The organism is Novacetimonas hansenii JCM 7643 (assembly GCF_000964405.1).
Classification (GTDB): domain Bacteria; phylum Pseudomonadota; class Alphaproteobacteria; order Acetobacterales; family Acetobacteraceae; genus Novacetimonas; species Novacetimonas hansenii.
This window is the reverse complement of the sequence record NZ_BANE01000057.1, coordinates 22,120-36,040: the sequence shown is the minus strand read 5'-3', so window position 1 is coordinate 36,040 and position 13,921 is coordinate 22,120. Positions and strand designations below refer to the sequence as shown.

The 13,921-nt window shown below is 55.3% G+C and carries 11 protein-coding genes; 4 read left to right on the top strand and 7 right to left on the bottom strand.

The window, feature by feature from the left end; translation table 11 throughout:
* Positions 1–49 precede the first annotated feature (49 nt).
* Positions 50–997 carry a LysR family transcriptional regulator gene (locus tag B7G66_RS04470; RefSeq protein WP_040511904.1) on the top strand — a complete coding sequence of 316 codons (948 nt, stop codon included), beginning with the start codon at positions 50–52 and terminating at the stop codon, positions 995–997.
* 19 nt (positions 998–1,016) lie between these two features.
* On the opposite strand, the gene B7G66_RS04465 is transcribed toward B7G66_RS04470, so the two are convergent.
* Complete coding sequence (locus B7G66_RS04465) at positions 1,017–2,213, bottom strand: MFS transporter (protein WP_003619679.1); 1,197 nt, start codon at positions 2,211–2,213, stop codon at positions 1,017–1,019.
* Between the two features lie 679 nt (positions 2,214–2,892).
* Here B7G66_RS04465 and B7G66_RS04455 point away from each other — a divergent pair.
* Entirely contained in the window at positions 2,893–4,263 is a 1,371-nt protein-coding gene (locus tag B7G66_RS04455) for an NAD-dependent succinate-semialdehyde dehydrogenase (RefSeq protein ID WP_003619683.1), read from the top strand.
* A 188-nt stretch (positions 4,264–4,451) separates the two neighbouring features.
* Here B7G66_RS04455 and B7G66_RS04450 read toward each other — a convergent pair whose 3' ends face one another.
* The 4 genes from B7G66_RS04450 to B7G66_RS04435 form a co-directional block, all read right to left on the bottom strand.
* Entirely contained in the window at positions 4,452–5,843 is a 1,392-nt protein-coding gene (locus B7G66_RS04450; protein WP_003619685.1) for an NAD-dependent succinate-semialdehyde dehydrogenase, read from the bottom strand.
* Positions 5,844–5,921: 78 nt separating this feature from the next.
* Entirely contained in the window at positions 5,922–7,079 is a 1,158-nt protein-coding gene (locus tag B7G66_RS04445; RefSeq protein WP_003619686.1) for an iron-containing alcohol dehydrogenase, read from the bottom strand.
* A gap of 85 nt (positions 7,080–7,164) precedes the next feature.
* Entirely contained in the window at positions 7,165–7,758 is a 594-nt protein-coding gene (locus tag B7G66_RS04440) for a TetR/AcrR family transcriptional regulator (protein ID WP_003619687.1), read from the bottom strand.
* A gap of 72 nt (positions 7,759–7,830) precedes the next feature.
* A complete protein-coding gene (locus B7G66_RS04435; RefSeq protein ID WP_003619689.1) occupies positions 7,831–8,736 on the bottom strand; it encodes a LysR family transcriptional regulator in 906 nt (301 codons plus the stop codon).
* 182 nt (positions 8,737–8,918) lie between these two features.
* On the opposite strand from B7G66_RS04435, the gene B7G66_RS04430 reads away from it, so the two are divergent.
* Positions 8,919–9,923 carry an aromatic ring-hydroxylating dioxygenase subunit alpha gene (locus B7G66_RS04430; protein ID WP_048858871.1) on the top strand — a complete coding sequence of 335 codons (1,005 nt, stop codon included), beginning with the start codon at positions 8,919–8,921 and terminating at the stop codon, positions 9,921–9,923.
* A gap of 14 nt (positions 9,924–9,937) precedes the next feature.
* Positions 9,938–10,885 carry a PDR/VanB family oxidoreductase gene (locus tag B7G66_RS04425; RefSeq protein ID WP_003619694.1) on the top strand — a complete coding sequence of 316 codons (948 nt, stop codon included), beginning with the start codon at positions 9,938–9,940 and terminating at the stop codon, positions 10,883–10,885.
* A gap of 142 nt (positions 10,886–11,027) precedes the next feature.
* Here B7G66_RS04425 and B7G66_RS04420 read toward each other — a convergent pair whose 3' ends face one another.
* Together B7G66_RS04420 and B7G66_RS04415 are read right to left on the bottom strand one after the other, a co-directional pair.
* Positions 11,028–13,214 carry a pyrroloquinoline quinone-dependent dehydrogenase gene (locus B7G66_RS04420; protein ID WP_003619696.1) on the bottom strand — a complete coding sequence of 729 codons (2,187 nt, stop codon included), beginning with the start codon at positions 13,212–13,214 and terminating at the stop codon, positions 11,028–11,030.
* A 14-nt stretch (positions 13,215–13,228) separates the two neighbouring features.
* Positions 13,229–13,615, bottom strand: a complete 387-nt coding sequence (locus B7G66_RS04415; RefSeq protein ID WP_003619698.1) for a hypothetical protein — start codon at positions 13,613–13,615, stop codon at positions 13,229–13,231.
* Positions 13,616–13,921 lie beyond the last annotated feature (306 nt).

Here is a 13,921-nt window from a genome sequence, read left to right as displayed (position 1 = left end):
GCAGTATCAGGTAGGGTTTCCCTTTGCCGGATGTGGAATGGAAAACGCCATGAAACGGAATCGCCTTAGGATACATGCGGCTTCCTTGCATTATTTCGATGCGGTCTGCCGGGCCGGCACGATACGCGAGGCTGCACGGCGATTGAATATCGCGTCATCTGCGGTAAACCGACAGATTTTACGTCTTGAGGAGGAAATTGGCGCTCCTGTTTTCCTGCGCCTCTCATCAGGATTGCGCCTGACGGAGGCAGGACAATTGCTGGCTGCACATATCCGTACGGTTCTGCGTGATGCGGAACAGGTTGCGTCGCGACTTGATGAATTACGTGGGTTGCGTGCGGGGCATGTGGAAATCGCCACTGTTGCGGGAACCTGTGCCTGCCTGTTGTCGGATACGATCACGCAGATGGCACAGGATTATCCGAAAATTACCGTGGGGGTAAGGATCATTGATACTCATGCCATTGCGGAAGCCATCGTCAATGGGGATGTGCATCTGGGACTGGCGTTTGAAGTGCCCCGCCAGCCGGAGATACATGCAATGCATGTCGCGCAATTTCCGCTTGGGGCCGTCATCCTGCCACAAAGTCCCATGGTCCAGAAAAAAATCGTAGATATAAGTGAGTTTTCAGAACACCCAATCATCCTTCCCAAAGAAAATTTTGCCAACCGCAAACAGGTTCATTCTCTTTTGTTCAAGGCAGGAATGGAGGATTGGGGACAATATGAATCCGGTTCGATCGACCTGATGAAACAACTTGTGTTACGTGGTCTGGGCGTTGCATTCATGACGCGGATTGGTATCGAGCCTGAACTTCGTCAGGGTCTTCTGGCGCATGTGCCGCTGATGCAGGGGGATATGCCGATACGCAGTGAACTTGGATTGTTTGTCCATGCATCTTCACCATTACCGGTGGCGGCAGGTCTGTTCGCGGACAGGCTGATGGCCATAATCGACCGCGAGTATGAGGCCACGCACACCAGCGCAAAGGAATGAATATACCCCCGACCGAATGTCAGTCGGGATCAGCATTCTGTGCGTCGCTGTTACGGGGGATAAGGAAGATGGTGGTGATGAGGTCGATGATATAGATGCCAGATAGTACCTTAAGCGCAGTATCAAACGACATGTAAACCAGTAATGCCCCAAAAAACATCGGCCCAAAACCACCCAGCGCCCGACCCACGCTCCAGATCACGTTTTGTGCAGTACTGCGGGCATAGGTTGGAAACAGGTCGGTAATCAGGGCACCATATCCCCCCATCATGCCGTTAATGAAAATGCCGGATACAAATCCCCCCACCAGAAGTTCGGTTGGGGTACGCAGCATTGTATAAAGCAGGACGGTAACAATGGCCCCGACCTGATAGATCAGGAAGGTTGGTTTACGCCCGATCCGGTCGGCAATTTCGCCAAAGGCCCAGACACCAAGGATCATGCCGCATACTGAAACGGCCGTCCAGATCCCTGATACATTCAGTGTGAAGTGATAGACTTTCATCAGATAGGACGGCACCCAGATGATAATGCCGTAATATCCGAAATTCTGTACTGTACTCAGGATCAGTATGGCCAGGCTGCGTTTGGTGCTTTCCATCGTATGGAACAGCGCCTTCAGCGGAAAATGCGGTATGCCCGTTTCCTTGACTTCGGCAAAGGCCTGGGATTCAGGGACTGTGCGCCGGATCATGAACGACGCCACCGCAGGCAGGCCCCCAATGATGAACATGCCGCGCCATCCTACATAAGGCAGCAGGAAAGGGGTAAGCAGGGCAGCAAATAAAACCCCGAATTGCCAACTCATCCCCACATAGGACGCGATCCGTGCGCGTTTTTCACGTGGATAGGCCTCGGTCGCGAGCGTCATGCCCACACCGAATTCACATCCCAGCCCGATCCCAGCGCAGAAACGATAGATGAAAAGATCCTTGAACCCCACCGAGAACGCACACAGGAAGGTGAAGAAGGAAAAGACCAGTATGGAAATGCTCAGAACCCGGGCACGACCGAAATAATCCCCGGCGATCCCAAAGACCGATCCCCCCAGCGCCCCGCCAATCAGCGTCCATGTTACAAGAGATCCGCTTTGCGCGGTCGTCAGGTGCAGCGCCGTTGCAAGCGGCGTGAGAATGAACCCCAGCATCAGCAGATCGAAACCATCAAGCGCATAGCCGGACATGGCGGCGAACAGGGCACGTTTCTGGTTGGTCATGCGATACGTCCTTGGCAGGTGGAATGGTCGGCCCATCATAACTTTGTCGCAACAAAAACGTGGGTGTAACCAGACGATGGAGTTCGTGCAAACACGGGGAGGGGAGGTAGATCAGGTTCGCATGTCAGCAAAGTAGATGAAAATATGTTAGATTTCATAGAAGTATAAAAATGTCGATATGATTTGTAAATAAACTGCATGCCCATAACCTATGATAATGCGCGTGTGCCTATTAATCATTGTGATGGAGGGGATATGTTGCGTATCGGCCACGTCTATCCCCCCGATCGTGGTTGTTGGCTGATACTGCCTTCGTGCCCTGCCGGGCGCCATGATCCTGTGTGCCTGTATGATCAAGATGACAGTCCAGCATCTCATGATCCGCCATGGGCCGCAGGTAGTCCCGGCAGACGGACAAGGGCCGAAGCCTATATCATATAGTGTGAAAAGGTTTACCAACAGCGCATAACACCCTGCGTCAAAAGGACTTTTCACGCGATATTGAGCACGAAAGACTTTGTCTGGTGAGAGTGTCTATATACATTAGTATATAGACAAGCGCGGCAAATAGTCTGCCATCCGGCAAAAGCGGCTTATACACCTGACGTGATCTGCGCTTGGTTGTCAGGATGGCCTGCTATATGGCCGATAAAATATATCCGGAGGTCACGGTATAACCATGCTTTACCAGACAATAAATCCGTATACGGAAGAAATTCTCAAGACATTCGATTTACATTCGGATGCGCAGCTTGCAAATATTATCACAAATGCTGATGCAACATATACTAATATCTGGCGCAAGAAGAGCTATGCAGAGCGCAGCGCCGTTCTGCACCGGGCTGCGGAACTCATGCGGCATAATCGCGATGCGTTCGCGACCCCCATTACCGTGGAAATGGGCAAGCTGTTCCGTGAAGCCCAGGCGGAAGTGGATCTTAGCGCGGATATCCTTGATTATTATGCCGATAATGCTGAAAAATTCCTGGCTCCCGTCAACTTGCAGGTTGATGATGGCGAGGCGACGATCCTGAATCAGCCGATTGGCATCATCTTTTGTATTGAACCGTGGAATTTCCCTTATTATCAGCTTGCGCGCGTTGTCGGGCCAAACCTGATGGCGGGGAATGTGCTGATCGTGAAACATGCGCCTGGCGTGCCGCAATGTGCTGTCATGTTTGAAGACCTGCTGGCCGATGCTGGTGCACCCGCCGGGGCCTATACCAATGTCTTTATCACCAATGAGCAATCGGCAACGGTTGTGGCGGACCCGCATGTGCGTGGCGTTGCCCTGACCGGAAGCGAGCGTGCAGGCAAGGCCGTTGCCGCCGAAGCAGGTAGCGCATTGAAAAAGAACACGATGGAACTTGGTGGAAGCGATGCTTTCATCGTATTGGATGATGCAGACCTTGATATCGCGATCAAATGGGCGGTATGGGGCCGGATGAACAATACGGGGCAGTGCTGTGTCGCGGCCAAGCGTTTCATCGTTCATGAAAAGGTTGCGGACACCTTTACTGCCCGTTTCAAGGCAGAGCTTGAAAAGCTGGTGGCTGGTGATCCCATGGATGAAAAGACGACACTCGGGCCGCTTTGCAGTGAAAGTGCGTTGAAACTTGTGCTGGGGCAGATTGAAAGCGCAGTCGCGCACGGAGCCCGCATTGTTACTGGTGGCAAGCGTATCGCGCGTTCGGGCTATTTCATACAGCCCACAATCCTGGAAAACATCAACAAGGATAATCCGGCCTTTCATCAGGAATTTTTTGCACCGGTAGCCATGATTTTTCGCGTACCTGATGAACAGGCCGCTATTGATCTTGCCAATGACTCCCCCTATGGGCTTGGTGGTTCTGTCATTACGACGGATATAGAACGCGGCAGGCATGTGGCCGCCCAGATTGAAACGGGAATGGTTTTTATCAACCGTTCGACGTGGACGGCTCCGGGTCTTCCGTTCGGCGGGGTCAAGAATTCCGGTTATGGTCGTGAATTGTCCTCACTGGGTATCGAGGAATTTATTAACAAAAAACTGGTGCACACCCCGGCATAAGCGCGCATTCAACCTTTCTGTCATGGCTGTGAATGACGCAGCAATCTTGGGTAAGGTTTTTCCAAACCTTTGCAAGGTGGGGCGTTTTCAAAAGACAATATTTGGTGCCCCCCAAAAAAAACTCCCGCGGCAATCACCGCGGGAGGTCCGATTTTTTGCAATGCCGACGCAATGACCGGCCATGCGCATCAGAAGGGGGCGTCAATGTCCACAATGTTGATCAGCTTGTGGTTGACAAACTCCTTGATGCCCAATCCGACGAGTTCACGTCCATAACCAGAGCGGGCGATACCGCCAAATGGCAGGTCTGCCTTGGGCACGAGGGGATGATTGATGAACACCATGCCGGTACGGATGGCGTGGGCCACCCGTGTTCCACGGGCTTCGTCACGGGTAAAGACCGATCCGCCCAGCCCGTAAGGAGAGTCATTGGCGATGCGGATGGCATCGGCATCGTCCTTTGCCCGGTAAATCTGGGTGACGGGACCAAAGAATTCCCAATGACGGGCGGCATTCTTTTCATCAAGGTTCGACATGAGCAGCGGTTGGAAAAATGCGCCCTTTTCAGGCACCGGTGCCCCGATGACTTCGACCTTTGCACCGTGATCCATCGCCCGCGTCACCTGATCGCGCAGGTCATCTGCTGCGGCCTGAGAGGACAGGGGCGCAAGCGTGGTGGCAGGATCCATCGGGTCGCCTGCCTTCAGGGCTGCAACGCCTTCCTTGTAAAGTGCAAGGAACTGGTCATAAATTGCGTCGGCCACGATCAGGCGTTTGGCTGAAACGCAGACCTGTCCAGCGTTCCAGTGACGACCGATAACGGCCCAGTGGGCTGCCTTTTCCACGTCGGCATCGTCAAGCACCACAAAGGCGTCTGCCCCGCCGAGTTCCATGGTCGCCTTCTTCAGTGCCTTGCCCGCAATCCCTGCGATGACGGTGCCTGCACCTTCTGACCCCGTCAGGGCAACACCGCATACGCGTGGATCGTTCAGGATCATGGCGGTATGGGGACGTGCCGCGTACAGGTTGCGGAACAGGCCCTTGGGCAGGCCGGCTTCGACCATCAGCGTGTCGAATGCCGCCGCACACTGCGGCAGGTTGGACGCATGCTTGAGCAGGACGGCATTCCCGGCCGAAAGCTGCGGCGCAATGATACGCACGACCTGATAGAAGGGAAAGTTCCAAGGCTCGATCGCCAGCACAATGCCCAGCGGTTCATGGACCAGGACGGCCTTGCCTTCGGCGGGATCGGCAACGGGCAGTATCTCGGGCTTCAGCAGTTCTTCGGCATATTTTGCATAATATTCAAAGATTTCCGCCGAAAGGATGACTTCCTTCTTGGCCTCTTCAAACAGCTTGCCCATCTCCAGCGTGCCAAGGCGGGCATATTTGTCAATGTCGCGACGCAGGATGGCGGCGGCAGCGTTCATGACCTTTGCGCGTTCGGCAAATGAGGTGTTGCGCCAGGATTCAAATGCGGCATGTGCTTCCGACAGGGCGGCCTGCACTTCGGCATCTGTGGCGTCGGGGAAGGTCGCGACGACCTCGTTGGTATAGGGATTGGTTGTTGCGTAAGCCATTTTCAGTCCTCGTATCTGTCAATTCGTTGCGTCCGGCATGTGATGCCGGACTGTATCCCGATGGTCCCTGCCAACAGGTCAGGCGGCGGCTTCGAGTATCTGACGGCTGACGTCAAGGGTAATATCGCCGTTTTCACCCAGATGGGTCATGCCGTGGTCCTCCAACTGCTGCACCAGGTCGGTAATGCCTTGCGCACCGATGTCATAGGCGGACAGGCGGGTCGGCACACCAAGGTTTTCAAAGAATTCCTCCGTCTTGCGGATAACCGCATTGATCCGCTCATCTTCCGTTCCATCGGTCAGGTTCCATACCCGTACTGCATACTGAAGCAGTTTGGCACGCTTTTCCTCGCGACGCACCTTCAGCAGGGCAGGAAATACCATGGCCAGCGTCCGGGCGTGGTCAATGTGGTATTTTGCCGTGATTTCGTGGCCGATCATATGCGTGCTCCAGTCATGTGGCACCCCTGCGCCGATCAGGCCATTAAGCGCCAATGTCGCCACCCACATGAGGTTGGAGCGCAGGTCATAATCATCGGGTGCCGCCATGATACGTGGCCCGATTTCCACAAGGCTGGAGAGCAGCCCTTCGGAAAAGCGATCCTGCGCCATTCCGTCCACAGGATAGGTCATGTACTGTTCCATCACATGGACGAAGGAGTCCACAACACCGTTGATAACCTGCTTCATCGGCAGGCTCATGGTGCGTGTCGGGTCAAGCACGGAAAAGCGTGGATAGACCAGGGGATTGGAAAACAGGAGCTTATCCCCAGTGGACTGCCGTGAAATCACGCTCATGCAGTTCATTTCAGACCCCGTGGCAGGCAGGGTGACCACCGTGCCCAGTGGCAGGGCCTTGGTCGCGGCTGTGCCTTTGCTGGTCAGGATGTCCCATGCCTCACCTTCATATGGGACAGCGGCAGCGACGAACTTGGTCCCATCCATGACAGAGCCCCCACCCACGGCAAGCAGGAAGTCGAGCCCTTCTTCACGCACCATGGTTACGGCCTTCATCAGGGTTTCATAGGTGGGATTGGCCTCGATGCCACCGAATTCCCGAAAGGTCCGGCTACCGAGGGCGGCGCGTACCTCGGCAAGCGTCCCGCTGCGCTCGGCGCTTGAACCGCCATACAGGACGAGGACACGGGCCTGGGGTGACAACTGATCATCTAGACGGCCAATCATGCCTTTGCCGAACAGGACACGTGTTGGGTTATAGAATTCGAAATTCTGCATCATGCACCTATTAGACCGGTCGTATTTAGTAGACCGGTCATCTATTAAAATCCTGTTACAGGACCTTTTGCCCCATGCACCAGGATCAGATTTCCAGAAGTCGCCTGCTGGCCTGCCACGCATGGTCAAAAGGCGGGGAACTGTGTGTGATCTTGACCATCAGCGTTGATCCCAGCCAAAGCTGGTACAACGATGACGCCAGCATTCCGGCAGGTTGCGTGCTGCCGATGGAGCCTTCTTCCTGCCCGATGGCGATGACCGTGCTGATCCGCTCGATAACGGTGGCAGTACCAATTTCAAGGATGGCACGCATACGTTCGGACAGGTCAGACACTTCTGCCGCCAGTTTTACAATCAGGCATTTGTTCCCGACCTGTCCGTCGATATGGGTATCACGCCAGAACTGACAGTATCGGGTAATCCGCTGTGCGGCATTGCCGTCGCGGTTCCTGAGGATATCGTCTATCCTGATCAGGTATTCTTCCACATAGGTCCGCAGGAGTTCTTCGCCAAAGGCTTCCTTTGATTCAAAGTAATGATAAAATGACCCTTTGGGAATGTCCGCGACATCAAGGATCTGCGCCAGGCCGACGGCCGAGAAACCACGCTGGCCGATCAGTGGTTTTGCTGCCTGCAATATGTGCTGCCGGGCAGCGCGATGTTTCTCTGCGATCTTCATGTCAGCTTATATAAAAGAGGATATATGCCCTGTCCACAAAAAATTAGACCAGTCGTCTTTTTGTGGGCGGGTTCAGATCGCATGCCGGGCCATGATATCCCCCATGAGAGTGCCGACCAGATGTGTAAGACGTGAGAGCTGCCGGGTGCGGTCATGTACCAGGGCCAGCGTCAGGTGCGGCATGTCGGTGCCGACAAGCGGTACAAAGGCCAGATCCCCGCGTGCCACTTCGGACATCACGTCAAGGGAACTCAGAAAACAGATCCCGATACCTGTGGTGACAAGGGAAATGATCATCTGCACATTGTTTGCCCGGGCGGCCACAGCTGGAACGATCCGGCCTGCCTCCATAAGACATGTGAACATGGCGGCCAGTGCCAGCGGCTGTTCCGGCGCAATCATGGGATAGGTTGCGCATTGCGCCAGTGTGACGGCGCCATGTCGTGCCAGTGCGTGATCGGGCCGACAGGCAAAGCCAAGGGGAAAGGACATGCGTCGGATTATGACAAGGTCGCGTGTTTCTTCAGGGTCCAGCACAAGGGCGAGATCCCCTTCGCCAGACAGCAGGGTCGGACAGATCTGTCTGTTGTCGCGGATGTTCATGTCCAGAATCACGCCTGGATGGCTGTGTTTCATGCGGTTAACCAGTTCGGGCAGGAAGGTGCGTGACAGCGCCTCTGGCGCCAGCAGGTCAACCTGTCCACGCCGTATGCCCTTCAGGTCATCTATCTGGCGGTTGAGGTCGTCAAGATCCTTTCCCCATCGTCTGGCGCATCCGTACAGCAGCTCTCCTGCCGCCGTCAGGCGCATGCCGCTGGGCAGGCGTTCAAAAAGTGGCGTCTGGAGCTGTTTTTCCCCCAACAGGATATGCCGGTTGATGGCGGAGCCGGCGATGCGGAGTTCCTCTGCCGCCTTACGTATGGATTTATGGCGCGCAACCGCCAGGAAATAGACAAGGAAGCGGGAGAACGGTTGCATGTGTGCTTATTTTGAGAATGGGAAATGATCAATTATGATATATCCGAGATTACATTGGTTGTGAAATGATCTTTCTCCAGATCCGCTGGACACAGTCCGGCGACCCTTCAGGAGGACCCGCCGTGACCACGACCACCCGCCCATGCCCGCCCAACAGCCCTGCCAATATCCTGCCACGGAACATGACGTTCGATGTGGATGACTGGAATATCCTTGCCAGATGCTGGTATCCGGTGGCCCTTGTGCGGGATCTGGGGGCGCAGCCGCTGTCCATGACATTGCTGGATGCCCCACTGGTTATCTATCGTGCGGGGGAAGGTGATATTGTGATTGCCGATGACCTGTGTCCCCATCGGGGCGTTCCACTCAGCATGGGGAAAGGGGATGGCCAGACGGTGGCGTGCGCGTATCATGGTTTCCGTTTTGGTGCGCAGGGGCGGTGTGTAAGGGTGCCGGCGCACCCCGACAGTGCCATTCCGTCGAAGCTGAACCTGCGTACCTATCCTGTGGTCGAACGTTATGGTCTGATCTGGACATGCCTGCGGCCGGAAGGCGAAATGCCAGAAATCCCGCCCATGCCACACTGGGACGATCCTTCCTATCAGCAGATCAACTGTCCCTGGATCGATATCGCCGGTTTTGCCGGACGGCAGGTCGAGGGGTTTATTGACGTGGCCCATTTTGCCTTTGTCCATACCGATACGTTTGCCGACCCGGAAAATCCGGTCGTGCCCCCATACAGGACAAGGCTGACCCCTGACGGGTTTGAGGCGGAATACCGTAGCAACGTGGGGAATTACCCCATTGGCGTGACCGACAGGGGACGACCGGGTTTTGAATGGTTACGGCATTTCCGGGTCCATGTACCATTTACGGCAACATTGGAAATCCATTTCCCCGATAATGGGCGCCTTGTAATCATGAATGCGGCATCCCCTGTATCTGCGCGCAAGACGCGGATGTTTGCACCGATGTGTCGTAATTTCGACAAGGAATTGCCGCTGCAGGATGTCTACGATTTTAACCTGAGGGTTTTCGAAGAAGATCGTGCCCTGGTGGAGGCGCAGAGGCCCGAGAACCTGCCGCTTGATGTCACGCTGGAGGCCCATGTGATGGCGGACCGCAGTTCTATTGCCTATCGCCGTGCCCTGCGCACGATGGGGCTAAGCCAGTTTTTCACGGCGTGAAGGTAGCTGTGGCGATGTCTTCCCTGTTTCCTGTCCTTGTTGAAAGTGTCACGTCAGAAGGGGCCAGGTGCGTGCGCCTGCGTCTGGTGGCGCGCGCGGATGATGAAAACCTGCCAGGGTTTGAGCCTGGGGCGCATGTGGATATCATGACGCCGTCTGGCCTGATCCGGCAATATTCGCTGTGTGGTTCAGCGGATGATACTTCTGCTTATGAAGTGTGTATCAAGCATGACAATGCCACATCACGTGGTGGGTCAGCATCATTATGCACCCAAGTCAGCCCCGGCATGGAATTGCAGATATCCAGCCCGCGCAATGCGTTCACGTTGCCTGAGGCACGACGATATTCGCTTGTGGCGGGTGGGATCGGCATTACGCCGCTATTGCCGATGCTGCTGCGCCTTCAGCGTAACAATGCAGAATGGGAATTGCACTATTACACACGGGAACCGGAACAGGCCCCGTTTGCAGATATGCTCCGCAACAGTTCGTATCAGGAACATGTCCATTTCAGACGAAGCCTGCGGGAGGGATATCCCGATTGCCTGAACATACCTTCACCCGATACGGCAATCATGCTGTGTGGGCCAGATGGGTTCATGAATGCCGTTTCTTCTCATGCTGTTGCTGCGGGCTGGCGCGCAGAGCAGATCCATACTGAATATTTCCGTCCCGCAGAGTCCTCCCATAGCCTTATGGACCAGCCATTTGAGGTTGTGTTGGCCCGATCCGGGCAAACCATCCGGGTCCAGGCAGGACAGAGTATCGCATCCGCCCTGCTGGCTGCGGGGATAGAAATCGATCTGGCATGTGAGCAGGGCATGTGTGGTGCATGTATCGTCCCGCTTCTGGCCGGGGTGGGCGATCATCGTGACGTGGTGCTGACACAAGAAGAGCAGGGTGGTCACATTGCCCTATGCTGTTCACGTAGTCGCACCCCTTCGTTGACTCTTGATCTGTGAGCGCACGAGCCTGTCCGACAGAGTGTAGATTTCAAAAACATTCTTATAATATATATCTTTTATAAATTATATATTCCTGTCGTAAAAAAACGGGACCGCATTGCGCGGTCCCGTTTCGCTGTGTCTGCAAGAGACCAGACGATCAGTTCGTATTATCCAGTGCATAGACCACGAGGTCATCCGTCACCGGTGTCATCATGAAGTGGTGCCCACCCGCCATGATGGCAACATACTGCTTGCCTTTATATTCATACGTCATGGGTGTGGCCTGCCCACCACCGGGCAAGACGTCATTCCATACTTCCTTACCTGTATGGATATCAAAGGCATGGATCATGTTGTCGGTTGTTGCCGCCACAAAGATCAGGCCACCGGCTGTGATGACCGGTCCACCATTGTTGGGCGTCCCGATATTCAGCGGCAGGTGCGTCGGCAGGCCAAATGGTCCGTTGGCACGCGCACTGCCCAACGGGCGCTGCCACAGTACTTTTTGGGTGTGCATGTCGATGGCTGTAATCATGCCATAGGGCGGGCGATTACACATCATGCCGGTATATTCATCCCAGAAGGGTGAAACCACGATACCATACGGGGTTTCGGCCATGGCGCCTGCGCCCTCTGCCCCACCGCCACCGGGTTTATAGTTGGGGTCGTCCACCGGCATCAGGCCCAACTTATCGGCCTTCTTGCGGCTGACTAACTGGTCATACATCGGTGTATTGTTCCAGTTGGCGATCAGGATTCCGCTCTTTTCGTCATATGCCACACTGCCCCAGTCGGATCCCCCATTATAGCCTGGATATTCCAGCCACGGCTTATCGATGCTTGGGGGCGTGAATTCGCCCACATAATGGGCACGACGGTATTTCAGGCGGCAGTAAAGCTGATCAATGGGGGACATACCCCACATATCGGTTTCCTTGAGAGGGGCGAAGCCAAGGCGTGGCATCCCCACCGACCAGGGCTGTGTGGGGGCACGCGTATCATCCGGGACCATGCCAGGAGAGGGCGCAGGGCGTTCTTCCACCGGCAGCACCGGATCACCTGTACGGCGGTCGAGTACAAAGGTCTGTCCGCGCTTGGTGGGCATAATCAATGCCGGAACCGTGGAGCCGTCAGGTCTGGTGAAATCCATCAGTGTGGGCTGCGACCCGATGTCGTAGTCCCATACGTCCTTATGCACAGTCTGGAACACCCAGCGTGGCTCGCCCGTTTTGACATCGATCGCGACAACGGCGGAGGAAACCTTGTTTTCCTCCGGGCTGCGCATGGCGCTGTAATAATCGGCCGCCGAATTTCCGGTGGGCACATAAACCAGCCCCAGTGCATTGTCGCCGATCATGGCTGCCCACGAATTGGGGGTGCCACGACTGTAATGTTCGCCTTCCTTTGGTTCACCATGTTCATGCGGGCGATTGACATCCCATGCCCACAGGAAGCGCCCGGTTTCGGCATCATATCCACGGATCACCCCAGAGGGGGCCCAGCGGCGCTGACCGTCAAGGATTTCCTGATTGGTGATGATCGCACCGTTGACGATGGGCGGCGGCGCAGTTTCAGCCACGAAACCGGGCACCGACTCACCCATGCCTTTCATCAGGTTGACCATGCCGTGCCAGCCAAACCCTTCACACACTTTGCCATCCTCGCTATCTACCTCGATCAGGCGTTCATCCAGCGTGGCTTCAAGGATACGGTGATGGCAATGCTCGCCTTCGGGCACGGTCGAGGACGTGTAGTACACAACTGCCTTGCATGCCGCCGTATAGGGAATGCTTTCATATTTCTCGTTGGCATGGAAGTGCCAGATTTCCTTGCCTGTGGCCGGGTCGATGCGCATCATGTCATTCAGTGCGGAACACATGTACAGCCCGTCTCCCACCTTGATGGGGGTGGTCTCGGCGGCCCATTTGTTCACCTGCCCCGGACCAGGCTTGCTGCCGGTGTGATAGATGAAGGCACGCTTCAGATGGCCGATATTTTGTGGCGTGATCTGGTTGAGCGGGGAAAAACGGGTCGCCCTGTCATCACGGCCATAGCCGGGCCAGTCATCATGCGCCGGATTTGCCGTGACCTGTTCCACCATCGGGGTGGCTTCGCTGGGCTCGGCAGGTGGTCCGTCTGGAATGTTTGCGGCATTGACACCCGGCCCCTGCGGCGCGTTGGGGGATGGTGCGGAAAATGCATCAGCCAAGGGGGCTGGTTCCGTGGGCGGGACCGTGGCGTTGTCCTTGCCGGGGGGCTGCTCGGCAGGGGGAACCTGCGCCAGGGCGACCGTACAGGACATGCCTGCGATGATTGTGGCGCCCAGCAGAAAGGAACGCAGCATCGGGGGGGTAGACATCATGCAATCTCCCGCACGGTAAGGGTACGCGCGTTTTGTATACGACGCAGGACCGGCAGGCTTAGCAATACGCCAATAGCCAGCAGGGTGGGGCCGAATACACGCGGCAACAGGCCCCAGCCGTCAAAACCGACTTCCCACAATGCCCACAGCCACGTGAACGCGACCGCCGCGAGGTAAAGCATACCCCCAGCAACCCGGCCCATGGCCATGAGAATGCCTGCCACCGTTACGGCAAGGCCAACAATGATGTAGTACCAAGACCCACCAAGGAACGCGAGTTCCGCACCCATATAAACAAGTGGCAGGCCCAGTAAGGTGATAATGATCGCAAGCCCAAGCGTCGCCCATCCACCGGCGGTTTGGGGGACTGTGAAAGCGGACATGATGGATGTTCCTCCAGTATTGGTGATGCGGAGGCTAATCCCACCTTTACTGAACGTGAAAAAACGAAGTCGTGAAAATGGTCACGAGTTTATGAGTATTGTTACCGCGTGAACTGTATTCCGCCAAAAAACCACGTATTTCATTCCATTTTTAACAGACAGACCTGCGGTTTTCGCACGGTTCCAAGATTGTTATTATTTTTTTATCTATGGAAGGAACTATTTTGAATTCAGAATAATATAGGAGACGTTAACCTTTTGGTCTTGGTCGGTATCATAAAGACCAATTAGTCTATTCCCTGACGG